The sequence below is a fragment of the Parvularcula bermudensis HTCC2503 genome (assembly GCF_000152825.2).
Lineage (GTDB): Bacteria > Pseudomonadota > Alphaproteobacteria > Caulobacterales > Parvularculaceae > Parvularcula > Parvularcula bermudensis.
The window spans coordinates 2,113,063-2,134,202 of sequence record NC_014414.1 but is presented as its reverse complement, the minus strand read 5'-3'; the positions used below and the strand labels follow the sequence as shown (position 1 = coordinate 2,134,202).

At 60.3% G+C, this 21,140-nt stretch carries 23 protein-coding genes and 1 tRNA gene; 10 read left to right on the top strand and 14 right to left on the bottom strand.

Features of this window, described 5'->3' with window-relative positions; all coding sequences use genetic code 11:
* Nucleotide 1: 1 nt before the first annotated feature.
* A complete protein-coding gene (locus tag PB2503_RS10120; protein ID WP_013301160.1) occupies nucleotides 2-733 on the top strand; it encodes a TrmH family RNA methyltransferase in 732 nt (243 codons plus the stop codon).
* Nucleotides 734-746: 13 nt separating this feature from the next.
* On the opposite strand, the gene PB2503_RS10115 is transcribed toward PB2503_RS10120, so the two are convergent.
* Entirely contained in the window at nucleotides 747-1,271 is a 525-nt protein-coding gene (locus PB2503_RS10115) for an EF-hand domain-containing protein (RefSeq protein WP_013301159.1), read from the bottom strand.
* A gap of 170 nt (nucleotides 1,272-1,441) precedes the next feature.
* Complete coding sequence (ndk, locus tag PB2503_RS10110) at nucleotides 1,442-1,864, bottom strand: nucleoside-diphosphate kinase (protein WP_013301158.1); 423 nt, start codon at nucleotides 1,862-1,864, stop codon at nucleotides 1,442-1,444.
* 104 nt (nucleotides 1,865-1,968) lie between these two features.
* Here ndk and PB2503_RS14375 point away from each other — a divergent pair, with 104 nt between their 5' ends.
* The gene (locus PB2503_RS14375) at nucleotides 1,969-2,142 is read left to right on the top strand and encodes a DUF2256 domain-containing protein (RefSeq protein WP_083811053.1); all 174 of its coding nucleotides are present in this window, start codon (nucleotides 1,969-1,971) and stop codon (nucleotides 2,140-2,142) included.
* Between the two features lie 46 nt (nucleotides 2,143-2,188).
* Entirely contained in the window at nucleotides 2,189-2,917 is a 729-nt protein-coding gene (locus PB2503_RS10100) for an SDR family NAD(P)-dependent oxidoreductase (protein WP_148235347.1), read from the top strand.
* Between the two features lie 7 nt (nucleotides 2,918-2,924).
* Here the strand turns inward: PB2503_RS10100 and PB2503_RS10095 are convergent.
* Nucleotides 2,925-2,999 (bottom strand) — tRNA-Val (locus PB2503_RS10095).
* A gap of 150 nt (nucleotides 3,000-3,149) precedes the next feature.
* Between PB2503_RS10095 and PB2503_RS10090 the strand changes: the two genes are divergently transcribed.
* Nucleotides 3,150-3,803: a hypothetical protein gene (locus tag PB2503_RS10090; protein WP_013301155.1), complete on the top strand. Its 654-nt coding sequence runs from the start codon at nucleotides 3,150-3,152 to the stop codon at nucleotides 3,801-3,803.
* 103 nt (nucleotides 3,804-3,906) lie between these two features.
* Here PB2503_RS10090 and PB2503_RS10085 read toward each other — a convergent pair whose 3' ends face one another.
* From PB2503_RS10085 to PB2503_RS10060, 6 genes are all read right to left on the bottom strand, one after another.
* Nucleotides 3,907-4,221 carry a hypothetical protein gene (locus tag PB2503_RS10085; RefSeq protein ID WP_013301154.1) on the bottom strand — a complete coding sequence of 105 codons (315 nt, stop codon included), beginning with the start codon at nucleotides 4,219-4,221 and terminating at the stop codon, nucleotides 3,907-3,909.
* A 131-nt stretch (nucleotides 4,222-4,352) separates the two neighbouring features.
* On the bottom strand, nucleotides 4,353-5,234 hold the full coding sequence (locus tag PB2503_RS10080; protein ID WP_013301153.1) for an S-methyl-5'-thioadenosine phosphorylase: 882 nt from the start codon (nucleotides 5,232-5,234) through the stop codon (nucleotides 4,353-4,355).
* The gene (locus tag PB2503_RS10075) at nucleotides 5,234-6,193 is read right to left on the bottom strand and encodes a cytochrome c1 (protein ID WP_013301152.1); all 960 of its coding nucleotides are present in this window, start codon (nucleotides 6,191-6,193) and stop codon (nucleotides 5,234-5,236) included. Before PB2503_RS10075 ends, PB2503_RS10080 begins: the two co-directional genes overlap by 1 nt.
* A gap of 4 nt (nucleotides 6,194-6,197) precedes the next feature.
* Nucleotides 6,198-7,505, bottom strand: a complete 1,308-nt coding sequence (locus tag PB2503_RS10070) for a cytochrome b (RefSeq protein ID WP_013301151.1) — start codon at nucleotides 7,503-7,505, stop codon at nucleotides 6,198-6,200.
* Between the two features lie 7 nt (nucleotides 7,506-7,512).
* Nucleotides 7,513-8,112, bottom strand: coding sequence for a ubiquinol-cytochrome c reductase iron-sulfur subunit (gene petA / locus PB2503_RS10065; RefSeq protein WP_041534980.1), 600 nt, complete (start codon nucleotides 8,110-8,112; stop codon nucleotides 7,513-7,515).
* Nucleotides 8,113-8,259: 147 nt separating this feature from the next.
* On the bottom strand, nucleotides 8,260-9,621 hold the full coding sequence (locus PB2503_RS10060; RefSeq protein WP_013301149.1) for a Y-family DNA polymerase: 1,362 nt from the start codon (nucleotides 9,619-9,621) through the stop codon (nucleotides 8,260-8,262).
* Between the two features lie 199 nt (nucleotides 9,622-9,820).
* Here PB2503_RS10060 and typA point away from each other — a divergent pair, with 199 nt between their 5' ends.
* A complete protein-coding gene (gene typA / locus PB2503_RS10055) occupies nucleotides 9,821-11,659 on the top strand; it encodes a translational GTPase TypA (protein WP_013301148.1) in 1,839 nt (612 codons plus the stop codon).
* Between the two features lie 34 nt (nucleotides 11,660-11,693).
* On the opposite strand, the gene PB2503_RS10050 is transcribed toward typA, so the two are convergent.
* Together PB2503_RS10050 and hisS are read right to left on the bottom strand one after the other, a co-directional pair.
* The gene (locus PB2503_RS10050) at nucleotides 11,694-12,380 is read right to left on the bottom strand and encodes a hypothetical protein (protein ID WP_013301147.1); all 687 of its coding nucleotides are present in this window, start codon (nucleotides 12,378-12,380) and stop codon (nucleotides 11,694-11,696) included.
* Between the two features lie 47 nt (nucleotides 12,381-12,427).
* Nucleotides 12,428-13,909: a histidine--tRNA ligase gene (gene hisS, locus PB2503_RS10045; protein ID WP_013301146.1), complete on the bottom strand. Its 1,482-nt coding sequence runs from the start codon at nucleotides 13,907-13,909 to the stop codon at nucleotides 12,428-12,430.
* 161 nt (nucleotides 13,910-14,070) lie between these two features.
* Here hisS and PB2503_RS10040 point away from each other — a divergent pair, with 161 nt between their 5' ends.
* From PB2503_RS10040 to PB2503_RS14065, 5 genes are all read left to right on the top strand, one after another.
* Entirely contained in the window at nucleotides 14,071-15,669 is a 1,599-nt protein-coding gene (locus PB2503_RS10040) for an alpha/beta hydrolase (RefSeq protein ID WP_013301145.1), read from the top strand.
* A gap of 104 nt (nucleotides 15,670-15,773) precedes the next feature.
* Nucleotides 15,774-16,565, top strand: a complete 792-nt coding sequence (locus PB2503_RS10035; RefSeq protein WP_013301144.1) for a 3-hydroxybutyrate dehydrogenase — start codon at nucleotides 15,774-15,776, stop codon at nucleotides 16,563-16,565.
* A gap of 3 nt (nucleotides 16,566-16,568) precedes the next feature.
* Complete coding sequence (locus tag PB2503_RS10030) at nucleotides 16,569-17,630, top strand: patatin-like phospholipase family protein (RefSeq protein WP_013301143.1); 1,062 nt, start codon at nucleotides 16,569-16,571, stop codon at nucleotides 17,628-17,630.
* A gap of 81 nt (nucleotides 17,631-17,711) precedes the next feature.
* Entirely contained in the window at nucleotides 17,712-18,134 is a 423-nt protein-coding gene (locus PB2503_RS10025; protein ID WP_013301142.1) for an NUDIX hydrolase, read from the top strand.
* A complete protein-coding gene (locus PB2503_RS14065; RefSeq protein ID WP_013301141.1) occupies nucleotides 18,131-18,541 on the top strand; it encodes a TIGR02301 family protein in 411 nt (136 codons plus the stop codon). Before PB2503_RS10025 ends, PB2503_RS14065 begins: the two co-directional genes overlap by 4 nt.
* Nucleotides 18,542-18,549: 8 nt before the next feature.
* Here PB2503_RS14065 and PB2503_RS10015 read toward each other — a convergent pair whose 3' ends face one another.
* The 3 genes from PB2503_RS10015 to PB2503_RS10005 are packed head-to-tail and all read right to left on the bottom strand — an operon-like array spanning nucleotide 18,550 to nucleotide 21,112.
* The gene (locus PB2503_RS10015; protein ID WP_013301140.1) at nucleotides 18,550-19,890 is read right to left on the bottom strand and encodes a dihydroorotase; all 1,341 of its coding nucleotides are present in this window, start codon (nucleotides 19,888-19,890) and stop codon (nucleotides 18,550-18,552) included.
* A 2-nt stretch (nucleotides 19,891-19,892) separates the two neighbouring features.
* Nucleotides 19,893-20,885 carry a M23 family metallopeptidase gene (locus tag PB2503_RS15055; RefSeq protein ID WP_013301139.1) on the bottom strand — a complete coding sequence of 331 codons (993 nt, stop codon included), beginning with the start codon at nucleotides 20,883-20,885 and terminating at the stop codon, nucleotides 19,893-19,895.
* Nucleotides 20,885-21,112 carry a DUF2093 domain-containing protein gene (locus PB2503_RS10005; protein ID WP_013301138.1) on the bottom strand — a complete coding sequence of 76 codons (228 nt, stop codon included), beginning with the start codon at nucleotides 21,110-21,112 and terminating at the stop codon, nucleotides 20,885-20,887. Before PB2503_RS10005 ends, PB2503_RS15055 begins: the two co-directional genes overlap by 1 nt.
* Between the last annotated feature and the right edge of the window lie 28 nt (nucleotides 21,113-21,140).

The window sequence follows — 21,140 nt, the reverse complement described above, 5'->3', positions numbered from 1 at the left end:
TGTGAGCCAACGCCGTGCCCCCCCCATCGAGCCGCTTTGGCTTTACGGTCGCCATACCGTGGAGGCCGCCCTCGGCAACCCCCAGCGTCATCAGGTGAAATTGCTCGCCACACGGAATGCCTTGGGGTGGCTGAAAGAGCGGGGCCGGACGATTACCATCGACCCCGTGACGCCGAAGGATATCGACAAGGCCCTGCCGCCGGGGGCGGTCCATCAGGGGCTGGCCATGCTGGCCAATCCCTTGCCCTCCCCCTCATTGGCGGAGATCCTGGAGAACGGTGAGACCGGTCCCCTTCTCGTCCTTGACCAGATCACCGACCCGCAAAATATCGGCGCGCTGTTTCGTTTGGCCGCCGCCTTTAGCGCCAAGGCGGTGATCGCGCAGGACCGCCGAACACCCCCCCTTGGCGGCCCCCTGGCAAAAGCCGCGACGGGCGCGGTGGAGTGTGTGCCGTTCATCCCGGTCGTGAATATCAGTCGTGCCCTGGAGGCGATCAGGGAAAAGCATATCCCCATATTCGGACTTGCCGGCGAAGGCGCACTGTCTCTGCGGGACACCGCCCCAACGCGGACTTGTGCCCTTGTCCTCGGCGCAGAGGGTAAGGGGCTGCGCCCAGGCGTCCGCGCCGTTTGCGATCAGCTTGTGGCGATCCCTATCGATCCACAGATTGAAAGCCTCAATGTGGCGACCGCCGCCGCGATCTCCCTCTACCATCTCGGACGGGAGGGATGATCCGATTGGCCCCTTAGCTGCCAAGGGCGGCCTCTCCCGCCAATCGCACCCCTAATTGCCTCAACTCCCCCTCGCTCAAAGTGCCGTCTAAATTGCTGTCGGCCGAGCGATAGACGGAGATGCGATAGGCGGCGAACTCTTGGGGACGCATCGCATTGTCTTCGGCGAAAATCGAAAACACCTCCCGTGCCGAGAGATCGATCGCCCCACGCTCGGCGATTGAGAGGGGCGGAAGCGGTCCTTGCGGGAGGGCGACGGTGATTGGGACGATAAGGGGGAGATCGACTTCTCCGCGAAGTCGGATGAGTTCCGACATCACCAGATAGTGGCTGGCAAACTCGTCCCGATCGAGAATGCCCGACCCATCCTGGTCGATGCGCTGGAACAGCCCTTGTGCCTCCTCGGCGATCGCCGGCAATGAAATCGGCACCTCCCTCGCTTGATCATCGAAGGACCCGCTGCGCAATGGAGCCGCTGTCGTTGCCGCCCCGATCAACAAGCAGACACCGGCAAGCCCGGCGGAGATAAGAGGGTGCATGGGGACGCTCCTTTTGGCTTCCCCCCTCCCCTGAGCGGCGCCTGCGCCCATTGTGTGGCCGCCCTTAGGCCGAATGTGGTCTTGTCGTGAAAAAGGCGCCCTTTATGGCGCCTTTTTGTGTTCTTCATCCGTTCCATCCGGCGCCTCAGCACCCCGATGGAGAGCCGACATCAGCCGACGATCTCATCATCCGTGAAGAAGAATTTGATCTCCTCGGCCGCCGTATCAGGGCCATCCGATCCGTGGACGGAATTGGCTTCGATATTCTCAGCGAATTCCGCCCGGATCGTTCCCGGTGCCGCCTCTGAAGGATTGGTGGCGCCCATAATCTCACGATTTCGGCTGATCGCGTTTTCCCCTTCGAGAACCTGAACGACCACCGGGCCCGACGTCATGAACGAGACAAGGTCGCTGTAGAAGGGGCGCTCTTTGTGGACCGCATAGAAGCTCTTCGCCTGATCTTCGGACAGGCGAATGCGCTTTTGCGCCACCACGCGCAGACCGCCATCTTCGAGCTTGGCAATGATTTGGCCGGTCAAATTCCGCCGGGTCGCGTCGGGTTTAATAATCGAAAACGTTCTTTCGAGCGCCATGATGAACTCCTTCAATTCAGTGGAAAAGCCTGCGGCGCATAACAACGCCAAAGATACACAGCAAGCCGCTTGGCGGGATCGGCCGCGCTTTCTAAGGGATGGGGATGAAGCAAAAGGGGAAAACCGTCGCCAAGGGGGATTTGCCCACCAAGATCTGTGCGCAATGTGCTCGGCCCTTCTCTTGGCGGAAGAAATGGGAGCGCGATTGGTCAAACGTGCTTTATTGCTCCGCGCGATGCCGCGCCGATGCGGCAAAGCGCGACCGATCGGCGCGATAACCGGCAGCGCCCTCGCCCTTCGGTCCGGATGACCCACCTTTCTGCCATGACAATGGACAGTTTTCACGACCATGCGCCCATTGAGGCGGCGATCTTTGGCATGGGGGGCATCGGGCGCGCCATGGCGACCGAACTAGCGGCCGACCCGATGATCTCGAAAGTGCATGGCTTCTCGCGCAGCGCCCATCCCGTTGAGGGCGTCGAGACCCACGCCTATGATCCCCAAGGGTCGCTACCCGACCAACTCAAAGCGGTCGCCTTCGACAATCTGCGTCTGTGCGTGGTGACCGTCGGCGTGCTCCATGAGGGGGAGAACGGCCCGGAAAAAGCCCTTAAGGATATCGACGACGCTTGGTTTCTGCGGGTGATGCGCACCAATACGCTGCTGCCGATGCTGATCGGGCAAGCCGTTGCACCGCTGATGCCCCGGCACGGTCGAACCCTGTTCGGTGCCCTCTCCGCCCGTGTTGGCAGCATTAGCGATAATCGCCTTGGCGGATGGTATAGCTATCGGATCTCCAAGGCGGCGCTGAATATGGGCTTAAGAACCATGTCCATCGAGACCCAGCGTCGTAACGACGAAGCGGTCGTGGTGGGCTTGCATCCGGGGACCGTTGACACCGAACTTTCGGCCCCTTTCCAAACGAGAGTGCCCGAGAAGAAGCTTTTCTCGCCCCGCTATTCCGCCGCCCATTTGCTTGAGGTTCTGGATGGACTCCGCCCCGATCAATCGGGCCAATGCTATGATTATGCAGGAAAATTGATCGATCCCTGAAGAGAGATGGTGGGCGTACCAAGGTTCGAACTTGGGACCCCTACGATGTCAACGTAGTGCTCTACCGCTGAGCTATACGCCCATCTCTTCACCGGGGAGAGGTCCAATACCGATTAGAACGCGTATGTTCAAGCGCCTTTTTCCGCCGAACAGGCGTTCGCGATCCGCGCAAGATTTTATCCACTTTGATAGATTAAAGTGAGAGCTTGGTCTGCGTAAGCCGGACAGAAGCATGATTGATTTCAAGAGCGTTCACACCAATCTTCACGCGACGGTCCTGATCGGCGCCGACGAGGAATGGGAATGCCGTGTTCGTCGGATCTCGGCAAAGGGGTTCTTGATTCAGGGGGTGCAAGGTCAACCAGATGAAGGCACCCGAGCTGTCCTCTATCTCAACGCAAACGAACGATTTGTCGGCATTCTTCGACAAGCGGCAAAATACTTCGCCACACTGAGCATCTCTGATCAACAGCGGGCGCGTGCGATCGAATGCATGGACCTGTATGAGGGGACAGCGCCGCCACGGGTAGCCAACCGCATCGGTGACGAACCGGTGGAGAACCGGGTGCGCATCGAACCGAAAGAGGTCACGGTTCTTCTAAAAAATGGGGACGAGGTCACCGGTCAGTTGACGGATGTGTCGCGCAGCGGACTTGGCGTCTCTATGCCGGCGGTATTGAGCCCCACATCGATTGTGACCATTGGCGGGCTGACTTTGCGGGTCAAGCGAACCCACACACTCGGCTATGGATTTGAATTGCTAAACGGCATTGCGCGGGATATTTCGGAGGCGAGGGCCATGGATCTAATCCTCCGCGCCGCCCTCAAACCTTCGGATCGAGAAACTGCTCTCAAACGCATGACGAAATTCGCCCTTACGGGGTGAGATCGATCTCAGCCTTGGGCGGACGAGGAACAATTCGCACATATGAGAAAGATGTGGCACATGATGGCCATGCGCCACATCCAATAAGCAATATCAGCTGCGTTTAGCGGTTATTGTTTTCGTCGACATCAACCTCGGCATCTACATCCGCATTGATCCCCTCGTCATCGACGAGTTCGGTCTCTTCGCCATCGGCGTCATCTTCGGGGGCATCGACCACGGGGACCTCAACGGTCACTTCACGCGTTTCAACCTCAGGCCCACGCACTTCGTATTCAGGCAGGCTTCCCGCATCCCCTTCGACGTCGACCTCAACGGATGGCAGGCTTCCCTCTTCTTCTTGATCCACGTCGAAGAGATAGAGACCACCGAAAATAATGATGACCAACACAACAATGCCGGCAATAACTTTACCCATTTGTAGAACTCCCATAATTCAGCCAATCAACGACTGCTAAGAGGGAAGGTTCCAATCAAGCGACAACAGTTTCTGAAGCGTTCAAGGGCCCTGCGCGGTTTGACCTCACCAGCCATGGGGGAACCGCCCCGTCAGCCAAGCACCCGACGGGCAATCACACGGCATTTTTCGACCATCGCCGGGTCACGCTTGTCGTCGGCCGTCACCAGGGCGTAATCAAGCACTGTCTCGATACCGTCTGGAGACGGATGGCGAGGCCCGGCAAGACGCGTCGCCAATGTTTTAACGAGATGACGGGCCTTTTCGGCGTTGCCGGACAGGACCTCAAGGACGTTCGTCACCGACACCGCCTCTTCTTCCGCATGCCAACAATCATAGTCAGTGACCATGCCCACTAACGCATAAGGGAGCTCCGCCTCCCGCGCGAGTCGCGCCTCCGGCATCGCCGTCATCCCGATCACATCGCAGCCCCAAGACCTATAGAGCTGGCTTTCCGCGAGGGAGCTGAATTGCGGTCCCTCAATCGCCAGATAGGTTCCGCGGGCATGAACGGTGAGGCCATCCTCCTCAGCGGCGTCTCGAACACGTCCCGTAAGGCCGGCACAAACTGGATGGGCCATCGAGACATGGGCCACGAGACCTGAGCCGAAAAACGACGAAGGCCGCGACTTTGTCCGATCAATAAATTGATCCACAAGAACGAAATGCCCAGGCGCCATCTCTTCCCGGAAAGATCCGCACGCGGAAAGAGAAACCAGGTCGGTCGCCCCGAGCATCTTGAGCGCGGCAATATTCGCGCGGTAATTAATGTCCGAAGGCGCGATGTGGTGCCCTCGCCCATGGCGCGGCAGGAAGAGCACCTTAATCCCTTCGAGCTGCCCTTCAACGATGTCGTCGGAGGGCCGCCCCCAAGGGGTCTCGATCCTGTGGCTTGAAACCGCTTCAAAACCATCAATTTGATAGAGGCCACTGCCGCCGATAATGGCCAGAGTGACCCCGTGGCTTGCCGTCATCAGTGTACGTTACGCCAAATTTGGCGATAACTCAGATAAACGATGGTGGCGAAAATCACCAAATAAAGGATCACGAAGCGCCCCTGCGCCTTGCGCTGTTCGAGCTTAGGTTCCGAGGCCCAGGTAAGAAACGCCGTAATATCCTTCGCATACTGCTCAACGGTCTCGGGAGAGCCATCCTCATAGGTCACGACCCCCTCGGAGAGCGGCGCGGCCATCTTGAACACGCCGCCATAAATCACCCCATCTTCACTGAGGTAATATTCATCGACGTCAGCTTTCAGACGATCCTTGAGGATATGCCCTTCATCATCGATATATTCATCCCGCACCAATGCCGTCGTATCGCCCGCATAATAGACATTGTAATACTGACCTGCCGGCACATCGATCGCCGCGGGCGGCTCCGCATATCCCTGCAACAAGCTGTAGATATAACTGGCGCCATGGTGCCGGGCTTTGACCAGAAGGCTCATATCCGGCGGATAGGCACCGCCATTGGCGGCCATCGCCTGCTGGCGATTGGCGTAGGGCGAGGGCAGATAATCCGCCACCAGCCCCGCTCGTTGGAACATGTCCCCGGCATCGTCCGGCCCATCCGTCACCTGGAACGACGCCGCCAACGATTTCACGACAGGGTTCTGGGTCGGAAGAGAGCAATCGGTGGTCTCAGGGATCCCCAACCCCTCCGGGCAGCGATCGAGATAATAAGGTGCGCCCCTCTCCGCCAAATGCCGGAACGCCACGAGGCGCATTGAATGGCAGCTTGAGCACACTTGCTGATAGACCTGAAAGCCGCGCTGGAGCTGCGCTTGGTCATAGGAGCCGAAGATCCCATCGGAATGCCAATGGGGATGGAGATATTCCTTCACCGCCCCTTCGGCCGCCATGGCGTTGGCCCCAAGCGACAGCGCTCCCATCAGACCCACAAAGGAAGATTTCAAGAAACCGAACCGCATAATATCACTCCGCCGGCGCTGGGTTGGGGATGTCGGTGGGGCCAGGAACGATATCAGGACTTTTCTTTTTGTCCTTGATCACCGCCTCCGCAATCGATTTGGGCATCTCCTTCGGCGTTTCCGTCACCGACAAGACCGGCAGAATAATGAGGAAATACGCGAAGTAATAAGCCGTCCCCAATTGGCTCAACAGGATAAAGGGCTGCTCCGCCACTTGTGCGCCGAGCCACCCCAGAAAGCACACATCCAAAACGAAAATGAAGAACCACAACCGGGCGATCGGCCGATACCGCATCGACCGAACCTTCGACCGATCAAGCCAGGGCAGGACGAAGAGGATCAAGATTGACCCCAACATCACCAACACCCCGCCCAGTTTCGACGTAATGAAAAAGACGTCGAAGGTGATCGCGCGCAACATGGCGTAGAAGGGGAGGAAGTACCACTCAGGCACAATATGCGCCGGAGTCACAAGGGGATTGGCCTCGATATAATTGTCAGGGTGCCCCAAACTATTTGGCATAAAATAGACAAAGGAGGCGAAGAGAATAAGGAAGACAATGATCGCGAAGCCATCCTTCACCGTATAATAGGGATGGAAAGGCACGGCGTCTTTCTTGACGTCCTTAATATCAATTCCCGATGGGTTATTGTTCCCCGGAACATGCAATGCCCAGATATGCAGGATCACGAGCCCCGCAATCAAAAACGGCATCAAGTAATGGAGGGCATAGAACCGATTGAGCGTCGGATTATCGACGGAGAATCCCCCCCAAAGCAGCGTCTTGATCGGATCCCCGATAATCGGCACCGCCGACGCCAGAGACGTAATCACCGTTGCGCCCCAATAGGACATTTGCCCCCAGGGCAGCACATATCCCATGAAAGCCGTGCCCATCATCAACAGGAAGATGGCAACGCCGAGGCCCCAGAGGATCTCGCGCGGTTCCTTGTAGGAGCCGTAATAGAGCCCCCGGGCAATGTGCAAATAGACCGCGATGAAGAACATCGACGCGCCGTTGGCGTGCGCATACCGCAAGAGCCACCCGTAATTCACGTCGCGCATAATATGCTCAACGGATTCAAAGGCGTAATCGACATGGGCGGTGTAGTGCATGGCAAGAACGACACCGGTGACGATCTGCACCATCAGGCACACAGCCAGGATACCGCCAAACGTGTACCAATAATTCAAGTTCTTCGGTGTCGGGAAATCGACAAAGGAATCGTAGCCCATCCGGACCACCGGAAGACGCTTGTCGATCCACTTTTCGATGCCGGTTTTGGGGTCGTAGGTACTTTCGTGGGCCATGATGGTGTTATCCCAGTCTGACGGTCGTCTCGGTCACAAATTGCAGCGGTGGCACGGCCAAATTCTCCGGCGCGGGGCCTTTGATAATACGGCCGAAGGGATCGTAATGGCTGCCATGGCACGGGCAGAACCAGCCGCCATAATCGCCTTTATTCTCCCCCGGCTCGGTCCCCAAGGGCACGCAACCCAAATGGGTGCAGACCCCAAGAACCATCACAAAATCCTGCGCCTGCCCATCGGGGCCGACCAGGCGACCGGCGGCATCGGCCGGCATATCCGGCACATTGTCGTTCCGGCTTGCATCGTCCTTGAGCTGGCCGCTCAGCGCTTCGGCGCGGGCAATCTCAGCGTCGGTCAGGCGGCGAATGAAGACAGGCTTGCCCTGCCACATCACTTTGATGGCCTGGCCGATCTCGACCCCGGCAAGGGACACTTCCTTCGTCGCAAGGGCCCGCACATCGGCGGCAGGGTTCATCTGATGGACGACGGGGATGGCGATGCCCACCACGGCCGCCGCCGCTGTCCCGCTGGCAAGCAGGTGAATGAAATCGCGGCGCCCCTCATCGGGGGTATCGCTTACTTCGGCGGTATTGTCTGTCGAACTCATCAACTCTTCCGTTGAAAGGTCCCGCTCACCGCAGGACGAATGTATCAAAGCCATGTGCCACCCGTCGCCGCTCAGGTCCAGCCGCAAAGCCGCATTCCTCGGCAATCGCCGCGCGGCGGGTGGTCGCGTCTTCTAATTCCCTTGATATCAATAGTGAAACTCTCGCTCCTCGGGCACCCGGGAGAACGCAATTTTCGTCCCCAGATAGTCAAGATCGAGGTCGCGTTGATCGGCCAACATCACATGCCGGGGACGCGTTTGGCCGGGTCGGTCCGGTTGCCGGTCCGGCAAAGCCCATCGCGCAAGGCGCCCTTCCTCATCGGCATTGAGGCGGTCGATCGCTGCCCATAGGCGGGCCCTCTTGGGGTCGGCCTCCTCGGGGTCGGCTTCGATCGGCCCATCGAACAGCGACCCCTGGCGCGCTTCGGCATCCCCTTCCCCCACCAGCCCGTGCAGAAAAATGCTGACACTCCCCAAGCGCGCGCCCCGCCGCAGCTCAGGAACCTGTTCAAGGGCCCGCTCCCACAGCCGGTCGAGGGCCCGCAAGAAGGTCGTGCTGTCGGTACTGAGATCAAAGCGCTCCTCGAAAGCGATTTTGCGGCCCTGCTCATCCTTCAAGGTCAAGGTCAACCGCGTCGCCAGCCGATCCATCGCTCTGAGCCGCGCCGCCGCTTTAAGAAGCAAGGCCCGGGCAACCGGACGGGCGCCCTTGGCCGTCCTCAAGCCCGAGGTCAGAACGCGCGAATGGCCCACCATGCCCTTCTTGGTGGCAGGCTCAGGCACCTCATAGCCGTGAAACGCATACCAAAATCGCTCCCCCTGAACGGATCGCCAAATCGCTCGCGCCTGTTTTGGCGCCAGGGCCCAAAGAGCGTCGATATTGGTCACGCCACTGCGCTCAAGACGCTGCGCCATATTAGGGCCGATCCCCGGAAGGTCGCTTAAAGCCAATGAAGACAACCGCCCTGGAAGATCCTCCATCATCAGCACTGTAAGACCGTCAGGTTTTTGCAGTCCCGCGGCGAGTTTTGCCAGGAGCGGCGTTTGCGCAATGCCAATCGAATTCCGAAACGACGGACCTATACGGTCGGCAATGACCGATTTGACCGCCTCCGCCTGAATCCGCGCGCGATCGGGGGAGGCTTGGGTCCGATCGAGGCGGAACGTCGCCTCGTCGATGGAATAGACCTTTCCCAGCGGCAAGACCGTCTCAATGGCGCCGATTAATTCCTTGTGGAGGCGAATATACCGATCGTGTCGGGCAGGCCTCACCGCCACCGCCGGGCAGAGATGCCGCGCCTCCCGAATTTTCGTCCCCCGGCGGATCCCAAAGGGTCGCGCCTCGTAACTGACGGCGATCGCGCTTGAATATTCCGACCGGTGCGGGGTGATGACGACGGGACGCCCCGCCAATGCCGGCTCATCATGCTGGGCCGCCGCCGCAAAGAACGCATTGAAATCGATATAGAGATATCGCAGCCCGTCGGCGGGCCGATAGGATCCCGTCATCGCCAAATCGCCTCCCACATCGACCAGATGTCGTGAACATCAGACAATGCGAACATAACAGGAACATTTTGCCAGACAAGGCTGACCATAGGCCGCTGGCGGCAAGGAGAGGCCGAAAAGGGGGAGCGGTCGCCTCCGGTCGCGGGGCACACCAACTTCCCTCTATCCGCCGGGCCGCAAAGGCCCTAGGGGCCGCGGCATGAGTGTTCTTCGCAATATTGCCATCATCGCCCATGTCGACCACGGGAAAACCACCCTCGTCGACGCTCTTCTGCGCCAATCGGGGGCCGTCCGCGACAATGCGGAAATGGCCGAACGGGCCATGGATTCGAACGATATCGAGCGGGAGCGCGGCATCACGATTCTCGCCAAAGCGACGAGTGTGGAGTGGACCTCCCCCAAAAGGGGCGAGACGCGTATCAATATTGTCGATACGCCGGGACACGCCGATTTCGGCGGCGAGGTCGAACGCATTCTATCCATGGTCGATGGATGCGTGCTGTTGGTGGACGCCGATGAAGGCCCAATGCCGCAAACCAAATTCGTTCTGTCCAAGGCGCTCGGGCTCGGGCTCCAGCCGATTGTGGTTCTCAACAAGGTGGATCGACCGACGGCGGATCCCGACCGGGTCCTTGACGAGGCCTTTGATCTGTTCGCTGCCCTCGGCGCCGATGAGGAGCAGTTGGATTTTCCGAGCCTCTATGCATCGGGTAAGGAGGGATGGGCCGATCTATCCCTCGACGGACCGAAAAAGGATCTCTCCGCCTTGTTCGAAACGATCCTCGACCGGGTGCCGGCCCCCGCCCTCGACGAGGATGCCGCGACCCAACCATTCCGGATGTTGGCCACGACCCTTGAAGCCGACCCGTTCCTGGGGCGCATCCTCACGGGGCGGATCGTCAGCGGTCGCCCCGAGGTCGGACAGCAAATGAAGGCCCTCGACATCGAGGGCACCCTGGTGGAGCAGGCCCGCATCTCCAAGGTCCTGGCCTTTCGCGGTCTCAAGCGCCAACCCGTCGATACCGCCGAACCGGGGGACATCGTTTCGATTGCCGGATTCTCAAAGGCATCGGTGTCAAATACGCTCTGTGCCCCGGAGATTTCGACCCCCCTGCCCGCCCGACCAATCGATCCCCCAACGCTGTCGGTGACCCTTGCGCCGAATGACTCCCCCCTTGCCGGCCGGGAGGGGGACAAGGTCCAGTCGAGGGTCATCCGTGAACGCCTGTTCCGCCAAGCCGAAGGCGATGTCGCCATCCGCGTTACCGAGACCGCCGACAAGGATGCCTTCGAAGTCGCCGGACGCGGAGAGCTTCAACTTGGTGTCCTGATCGAAAACATGCGCCGGGAGGGCTTTGAGCTCTCCGTTTCCCGTCCTCGGGTCCTGTTGCGGGAGGAGGATGGCCAGGTCCTGGAGCCGATCGAAGAGATCGTCATCGATGTGGATGAGGAATATTCAGGCGCGGTCATCGACACGCTGACCCAGCGGAAATGTGAGCTTCGAGAAATGAAGCCCGCCGGTGGGGGGAAAACCCGTCTGGTTCTCCACGGTCCCGCCCGGGCCCTGATCGGCTATCACGGTCAATTCCTGACGGACACACGGGGAACCGGGGTCATCAACCGGTCCTATCTCGAACATGGTCCCCATCGCGGGGCGCTGGAGAGCCGTCGGACCGGCACCCTGATCGCCAATGGGTCCGGTGACGCGGTGGCCTATGCCCTGTGGAACCTCGAAGATCGAGGGACCTTGTTCATCGATCCGGGAACGAAGGTTTATGAGGGGATGATCATCGGCGAGAACGCCAAGCCGCAGGACCTTGAAGTCAATCCTCTCAAGGGCAAACAGCTCACCAATGTCCGAGCGGCGGGGAAAGATGACGCCGTCCGCTTGACGCCCCCCCGGAAAATGAGCCTCGAACAGGCGATTTCCTATATTATGGACGACGAGCTGGTGGAGGTGACGCCGCAATCCGTTCGCCTGCGGAAGCGCTATCTTGACCCTCACGAGCGCAAACGGCACGCAAAATCGGCGGGGTGAGGGGCAGCGCCCTCCCCCCTCTCCTCCTGCCTTCTCAGTCCGTCGTGATAATGGTGACGCCCTCGACTGGAGCGGTCGTCTCTTTACTGACGGCTTGAGGCCCCATCTCCCCTCTCGTGGTTACAGACCCCGTGGTTACAGAGCCCGTGCTTGTAGGGGGGGACGGACGATTGGTCGTCGTGGTGGGCGTGCCCACCGACTCCCGGATCGAGGATAATTCGCTTTGCGCATTCTCGGCCTCTGCAAGGGCCTCCTGGGCGCGGGCCTCGCTCCGCTCGACCTCCGTGACGGCGGCGGCGACGTCGTTTGCATCGTCGGCGACTTTTTCAATGGCCTGAAGTTGCTGAGCCGCCGTATCGGCATAGCGGCGGAGGGCATCGGCCGCCTGCTGCGCCTCCTCCACCGTCACGATCGCCGCGTCAGCCGAGGCTAAAGCCGCCTGGTTATTCGGCGCAAGATCGGCAAGATTATCGGCACTCACCCGAACCGAAGAGATCGCCTGGTTCAGCTGCGCCTCCAATTTGTCGGCGCGCGCCGCATGGCTGCGGGCTTGATCCAAAGCCGTTTCCAAGGCCGCCATGGCTTCTTCGTGGCGCTCAGCGATGCGCACCGATGAGGAGGCCTCGCCTTCGATATCGGTCGCGGTCGGCGCCTCGCGCACAAGCACGTAAACGGCGATGGCAAGAGCCAGAATAACGGTCAATCCAAGAACGGTTCGCACGGCAAGCTTCCTCCTATCGAGGCATAACGCCTAATCTGCGAGGGAGTTCACACCAACGATCGAAAGGCCAAGGTGCCGCGAACAGCCGTCACGAGATCCGTTCGGGGAACGGTGACCTGGGCAGGCTGTCCCGCCCGCCATTCTGCGTTGCTCTCGATCTCTTCGGAGAGTTTTGCGCCGAGAATGAGGTCCTTCACCGTCACCTGACCGGCGGATCGCTCATCGTCGCCCTGGATGACCACGGCGGCGGCACCGCGTTTATCGGCATATTTCAATTGGGCCCGCATGCCCGACCCGCCGAGATAAACCTCAGCCCGCATGCCCTGCGCCCTGATTTCCCGCGCCATCAGGTGATAGTCGATCATCTGTGTCGGCTCGAGGGCGAGCACCACGACCAATGGGGCCTCGTCCTCTTCCCCGCCCCGGTCGGTCAAGGCCGCGAGGAGCCGTGAGACGCCGATCGAGCATCCCACCGCCGGCACACGGACCCCTTTGAACCGCTCGACCAGGCCGTCATACCGCCCTCCCGACCCGACGGAGCCGAACTGTACGACCTCTCCTTTGTCATTCTTCACCGGAAAGGTGAGTTCGGCTTCGAACACAGGCCCGGTGTAATAATCGAGCCCTCTGACCACTGAAGGGTCGATACGAACATGCGGCGCATAGCCCAATGCCGCCAATGTGTCGGCAATGGAGGTGAGGTCCGCCAAGCCTTCCCGCCCGGTCTCGTCATCCCCGATCAGGCTTGCCATTGCTTTGAGCGTCGCTTGGGTATCGACCTGGCCGCACGCCATGAAGGCCAGAACCGCCTCGATTTGATCGCCGGCGAGCTGCGCCCCTTCGGTAAAGTCGCCGCTGGCGTCCTTGCGCCCCGGTCCGAGCAGGAGCGCCACGCCCTCCGCCCCCAAACGATCATATTTGTCCATCGCCCGGAGAACCCCCGCAGCCCGCTCGGCATCGTCTGGATCAATGCCGATATGACGCAACAGCCCTGACATGATCTGACGAGAGGAGACCCGCACCACGAAGTCTTTCGCGTCGATACCAGCCGCCAACACCGCGTCGGTGAGCATCATGATCGCCTCGGCATCGGCATGCGGTCCCGACGCCCCCACCGTATCGGCATCGCATTGGGTGAACTCCCGAAACCGTCCGGGCCCGGGCTTTTCGTTCCGCCAGACTGTCCCGACCTGATAGCGGCGAAACGGTTTTGGCGATTGGTCGTAATATTCTGCGACATGCCGAGCCAACGGCGCGGTGAGATCATACCGCAGGCTCATCCATTGTTTGTCATCGTCCTCGATGCTGAAGACACCCTGATTGGGGCGATCCGTGTCCGGCAGGAATTTGCCCAAGGCATCGGTATATTCGAATGCCGGCGTTTCAAGGGGCGTGAACCCGTAGGCGGCATAGACCTCGCAGATTCGCGCCAACATCCTGGTTTCCGACAGGAGCTCGCGACCGGCGCGATCCCGAAACCCCTTCGGCTTTCGCGCCTTGGGCCGAAAGACTTTTTGCTTCTTTGACATTCCCGCCGTTTAGAGAGACCGGCCGCCGGAAGAAAGGGCGGACTGAGAGCCGCTTTTCCGCCGTGACAAACCTGGACAGACTGGTACTTTCTCTCCCGAGAGGGGAGCTCACCATGAAACGATCACGCTTGATGCTGCCACGCAGAGGGCGATCACGCAGAATGCGGTCCTCTTTGACGGTGTCGGGTCTTATCGTCTTTTCAGGCGTTCTCGCTGCCTGCGCGACCGTTGAAGAGGCGGCGGCCCCCGCCCCGGCGCCGGTGATCGTGGCGCCCACAGGCACGATGCCCCTTCCCCCACCGCCGCCCCCGTCGGTGCCGACAGCCCCCCTCCCGGATAGTGTCCCCTCAGATGACGCCTTGGGAGAGCTCGCGCCCTACGGGTATCAAATGGAGCGTCGCTCAAGCGAATATGAGTACGTCTTGGAATCCCCCTCCGAATTGACCGAGGATGACGCGGAGGCGGGGACTGGGGCGGCGACTGGGGCGGCGGATTTTCCTGACCTCTTCGCCGGCGACGACACCGAAGGAACGGGGACAGAAGCCTTGTCCATGCCCGAAGCCGAGATGCCGGCCGAGCCGGACATGGACATGATGGACATGGACATGATGGACATGGCGGATGAGCCCTTCGCGGAGACGGCGGCCGCTGTAGAAGGCTGTCTCAGCACGGGGACATGCGTGGCCGTCGATGTCCTTTTCGGCACCAATCGTGATGTGGCCTGGAACAAGCCGACCGAGAGCTTCAACCGATTTGGCACGACGCCCCAAACCCCCTTCAAACCCACGGATGCCGGCCATCTCTGGCTGGGCGAATTGACCGTGACCGTCCCCCAGCAGCGGGCGGCGGGGGCGATCACCCGACCCCGCGAAGTCATGGGGCGGAGGATCGGCTTTCGTCTCGACCCTGAGAAGCATTTCGTCTTTGTCGACTATCAACCCCTGACGGAGGACGGGTTTGCGTCCGCCTTGGCCGATGACGACACCGCCTTTGTGTTCATTCACGGGTTCAACGTCGCCTTCAAAAGCGCGGCCATGCGGGCCGCCCAGTTAAAGGTCGACGGCAAATTCAATGGCCGGGCGATCATCTATTCCTGGCCCACCCAGCACACGACCGGCCCCTTCCCTCAGGAACCCTACCGCCAGTCACGCCAGGCGGCAGCGGCGGCGCGACCGCATTTTCGCCAGTTCCTGGACTTGATCCGTGCCGAAACGGATGCGCGCAAAATTCATATCGTGGCCCATTCCATGGGCAATTACATGATGATGGAGGTTCTGGCGGCCATCAGGGCGGAAATCGAGGAAGAGATGGGCAGCGAGGCGCCGCCGACCTTCGGTGAAATCGTCTTCGCCGCCCCCGATGTCGACCGGGATCGGTTTATCGACCTTGTCGAGCAGATCGATGGGCTCGGGACGGGCCTCACGCTCTACGCCTCCTCCCGGGATGTCTCGATGGAGATCGCGAGGCAGCTTTGTCGCCTTGAAAACGGCGATCGGTGCCCGCCGCGGGCAGGGGATATCCCCGATCAGGGGCCCATCGTCATGACCGAACCGGCCCTTGATACGATCGACGTTTCCAATCTGCCCAATCGGGGATTCCTGCCCCTTGATGAGCATGATTATTACGGCGGCGACATTGTCGTCTTGCGCGACATGAGCGACCTGATGCAGACCGGTCGGCGTGCCCCGCGGTCCTCGCTCTGGGACGAACTGGATGCGGCCCTCGGCCGGTATTGGTCGTTCCCCGAATCCTATCGATAGGCCTCAATCAACCTTAGAAAGGGGCAATACTGCACCTGCCCCTCTGTCTTTCGGCCAACACGGCTTATCTGATCATTATCCTATTCTACTTCGAAGAGGCGATCATGTTCGACGATCTCAAGGGCCGCAATGCGGTCATCACTGGCTCCACCTCCGGCATTGGCCTGCACTACGCCCAAGGGCTGGCCGCGCTGGGGGTCAATGTCATGCTCAACGGTTTCGGCGACGAGGCGAAAATCGAAGAGACCCGAAAGGACATTGCCGACACCTATGGCGTCACGAGCCTCTATAATGGGGCGGACATGACCAAGCCCAAGGAAATCGCCGGGTTGATCGCCGAGGCAAAGGACGCCTTCGGACGGATCGATATTCTGATCAACAATGCCGGGGTGCAAAAGGTCTCCCCCATTGAAGATTTCCCGGATGAAAAATGGGACCAGATCATCGCGATCAATCTGTCCTCAGCCTTTCACACGATCAAGCACACCGTCCCAATCATGAAGGCGCAGAATTTCGGCCGGATCGTCAACACCGCGTCCGCCCATGCCCTTGTCGCCAGTCCTTTCAAGGCGGCCTATGTCGCCGCCAAGCACGGCATTATGGGACTCACCAAGACCGTTGCCCTTGAGGTCGCGGAGAACGGCATCACCTGCAATGCGATTTGTCCGGGCTATGTGAAAACTCCCCTCGTCGAGGATCAAATCGCCGATACCGCCAAGGCGCGCGGCATGACCGAGGAGGAAGTCAAGAAGAAGGTCATGCTCGAAGCGCAGCCGACGAAAGAATTCGTGACCTATGAGCAGTTAAACGGACTCCTCGCCTATCTCTGCTCCGATGTCGGGGGGGGATGTACGGGCACGGCGTATCAAATCGACGGTGGCTGGACCGCGAAATAACCCATGGCGAAAGCGCACCCCAAACCGATAAACCTCGCCCTCCAGGGCGGGGGTAGCCATGGCGCCTTTGCGTGGGGGGTCCTCGACCGCCTCTTAGCCAAGGACGAGGTCACCATTAACGCCGTCACCGCCACCTCGGCGGGGGCGATGAACGCGGCGGTCCTCGCCTATGGTCTTCACCTGGGCGGCCATGAGGCGGCTCGGGAAAAGCTTGAGGAGTTCTGGAAAAAGGTCAGCGAAGTGCGGGCCGATTTCGGTTGGACCCCGGCGAATTTGCTTGAGGCCATCCCCGGCTTTCGCCGAGCCTCTCAAACCCTCAACTATTTCTTTCTCCAAACCCTCCAGCACAGCCTGTCACCCTATCAGGTCAATCCCTTCGATTATAATCCGTTGAAGGATGTTCTTACCGATGTGGTCGATTTCGAAGAGTTGAAGAAATGCGAGGCCACAAAACTGTTCATCACGGCCACCAATGTGCGCAGCGGGACGGCCAGGGTCTTTCGGACCGAGGAAATCTGTGCGGAGCACATCATGGCCTCGGCGGCTCTGCCCAATCTCTACCAAGCGGTCGAAATCGACGGCGAAGCCTATTGGGACGGTGGCTATATGGGCAATCCGAGCCTTTGGCCGCTGTTCTATCAGACCGAGGTCCAGGACCTATTGATCGTTCATCTCAATCCAATCGTCAGAAAAGACATTCCGAAGCTGAGCGGTGAGATCGCGAACCGTATGAATGAGATCTCCTTTAATTCCTCGCTCCTCAAGGAATTACGGGCCATCGCCTTCGTCCAGAAACTGCTCCGGGATGACTGGCTCAAAGATGACTTCAAGGATCGATTGTCGAACATCCACGTGCATTCAATCCGGGCGGAGACCACCTTCCGCGACATGAGCCTCGCCTCGAAATACGATACCGCTTGGTCCTTCCTCACCGACCTCAAGCAACGCGGGATCGAAGAGGCCGACGCCTGGATCGATACCCATGGAGAGGCTATCGGCAAGCGAAGTACCGTGGATCTGCACGGGGATTTCCTGGACGGCGAAACAATCCTCAAGGCGCAATAAGCGAGGGGCGGTCACGGTCTTGCCATATCCAGGGGCCAGAAATGGGCCTATTGGAGCCGAAATCTGAAGGGGTGAAGACGCGTGACGAGGGAGCAAGGGCCCATTGCCGCGGTGGGCGGTGTCGTTTTCAAGGGCGATGATATCCTGCTGATCCAGCGGGCGCGGCCCCCCTTTGTCGGCCATTGGAGTATTCCCGGCGGCAAAATTGCCTATGGCGAAGCAATGGAGACGGCCCTCAAACGGGAAATCGCCGAGGAAACTGGGGTCGATGTGCAGGTCTTGGGTCTCATCAATGTCTTTGAGGCCCTTCCCGAAGAGGCGAGCGACCGGCATTTTCTGCTGGTCGATTATGCCTGCCGCTACATTGGCGGGACGGTGCGGGCGGCCGACGATGCCGCCGACGCCGAGTTTGTCCCCTTGAACGAGGCGCTTTCGCGGCTCTCCTGGGATAAGACCCGCCTCGCCATTCAAGGCGCCCTTCCCTTTCGGCGGCAGATGTCATGAGACGGACGGGGATTCTCTGGCTCCTCGCCGCCGGGCTTATCGGTGGGCTCGCCCCCCCCGCGGCAGCGCAGATCGAAGCGCGGGAGGCTTTTATGGAGCGGCAGGACCTGCTGGTTCGTCTGGCGGGGCATTTCGGCGCCCTCCACCGCCTCGATCAGCTTTGCGGCAGAGGCTACGAAGACGACCGATTCCGCAAGCGGATGCGAGAAATCGTCCCCCTAGAGGTGCCCATGGGGGCCACCCGCCTCGATATGGTGGAGGCATTCAACACCGGCTATCGCAATATGAGCCGGGTCTATCTTTCCTGTAGCGCCGAAGCCGCCGCCGCCTATGAAAGCGAGGCGCGGGAGAGCCTGTCAGTGGTCGACCGTCTCGCCCGGCCTTTCCAGCGGCAGCGGCAGGAGTAAGGCACAGCTCAAGAGAGCGCCCTGGGCAGCGTTTCCTGAAACCGTACCGGTTCCCCCACCGGCGTTCCCAAGACCGTGCCATCCCACATGACCTTCTGACCCCGGATGATCGTGCCGACGGGCACCCCTTTGACCGTCATCCCGGCAAAGGGGGTCCAGCCTGAGAGATTGGCCATCTCGTCATCGGTGAGGGTGCGGGTTGCGCCGAGGTCAATGACGGTCACATCGGCATCGTAGCCGAGGGCGAGCCGCCCCTTTCCCGCAATGCCGAACACCCGGTTGGCGCCGGCGGAGGTCAAATCGACAAGCCGCTCAAGGCTCAGCCGCCCCTCGGCCACATGGGTGAGCATGATGGGCAATAGGGTCTGGACCCCCGGCATGCCCGAGGGGGAAGCCGGATAGGGCTTGGCTTTTTCTTCAAGGGTATGGGGCGCATGGTCCGACCCCACCACATCGAACACACCCTGGGCGAGGCCTGCCCACAACCCACGACGGTGATGGGCATCACGGATCGGCGGATTCATCTGCGCCCGTCCCCGTAAGGTCTCGTAGGCGCCAGGCGCCTCCAGCGTTAAATGCTGCGGCGTTACCTCCGCCGTCGCAATATCTTTGTTAGCGGCGAGAAGCGGGACCTCCTCGGCCGTGGAAATATGCAAGACGTGGATGCGGCGGCCCGTCTCCCGCGCGATTCTCAGCAACCGCTCGGTACACCGCAGGGCGGCGGCGGCGCTGCGCGCATCGGGATGGGATGTCCAGTCCCCTTCCCGCGCCTTATCCTTATTGGCCCGGAGTAACTCTTCGTCTTCTGAATGGATCGCGACCCGTCGCATGCCGTGCTGAAGGACCCGCCTCACGCCGTCATCATCGGGCACGAGTAGATCGCCGGTGGAGGCACCCATGAAAATCTTGACGCCGCAGACACCGGGCAGGCGTTCGAGGGTCGGCAAGTCTTCGGCATTGTCCGCCGTCGCGCCGACATAAAAGGCGTGATCGCACCACATTCGGCCTTTGGCACGGTCCAATTTGTCCTGGATCGCCGCTTTGGTAACCGTCAGGGGCTTGGTGTTGGGCATCTCAAAGACCGCCGTCACCCCACCAAGAACCGCCCCCTTCGACCCCGCCGCCAAATCTTCCTTATGCGTGGCACCGGGTTCCCGAAAATGAACCTGCGTATCGATCACCCCCGGAAGGATATGGAGGCCGCGGCAATCTATGGTCTCAGCCGCCTCGACGGATGAGACCTCGCCGATATGGGCGATTTTGCCCCCCGATATCCCCACATCGCCGACAGCACGCCCATCATGATTGACGATTGTTCCTCCACGGAGGACAAGATCGAAGCGCGCCATCGTCACAACCCCGGCGTACAGCGAGGACGATCCTCGACCAGGAGTTCCGGATCGAGAAGCCGCTCCTGCCATTTGAGCGACCAGTGCAAATGGGGTCCGGTGACCCGCCCCGTGCTTCCCACGCGACCGATGATATCCCCCTGGCGCACGAAATCACCCGTCTCAACCAAGACTTCCGACATATGCATCAGCGCCGATTCCAGCTTTTGTCCGTGGTCGATGAAAACCAGGCCCCCTTCGAAAAACATATCGTCAGAAGCGAGAGTGACGGTTCCATCCGCCGGCGCGATGATTTCCGCTCCCACATAATCAAGGGGGCTCATCCCATCCGGGGCCGCCACATCCGTTCCCGAATGATACCGCCGAGGCGTCCCGTTCACGATCCGGCGATAGCCGAACGGGCTTGAGATGCACCCCTCGGCCGGCCAGACGAACCCAGACGTCCAATGGACCGTCTCCCCCAGGCGGGCGCGCGCCTCATCCTTAAGGCTGCGATCCGCCGCAATCTTGCTGAGATCTTCTTGAGTGAAGGGATTGGCCTTATTCTCCGCGACCTGAATCGAACTTTCGAGCCATTGTTGAGGAGCGATCTCAAGGGTGCGCGGCGGCTCCTTAGTCCCATCCGGCCGAACCAGGACCAATTCGGCCGTGTCGCCATGATCGCGGCCGAACCCGAAGACGAAATTGCCGTTCTCATCAACGGGTATGGGGCGATCATCGAGAATGATCTGGCTGCCCTGCGGTGTACGGCCGAAAATCACCCCCCCCTGGACGAGATTGCCCTCAAGGACCGTCTCACTCTGATCGCGTTGAAGAGAGGTCGGGCGGGGGGAACTATCGGCGGTTTGTGTCGGCGCCGCCAGCGCCGCAAGGGCGGTGGGGACGGACACCTCGTCGGTCGTTGCCCGCCTCTCCGGCGACAGATTGGGCACCGGGGGCGCCGACGATGCGGCACAGGCGACGGGCGTTAAGAACAAAGCGAGGGCGACACGCATCAAAACGGCTCTCCTTTTGCCAAAGCCTCAAGATAAGCTTGGTTCGCAGCGGCGGCATCGAAATAGGCCTCCTGCCGATCGACACTCCAGTATCTCAAATCATCGAGAGGGATCTGCTTTTGGGTAACGGCGCAAAGGACGAAGGCGCCGGGCACCACGATCTCGAAATCACCATCGAGAAATTTGAGCCGCGCCGCGCCGCTCGTCGACATCGAAGAAAGGGTCATGCGAGGCTTTTAGCCTTAAGCCGCCCCC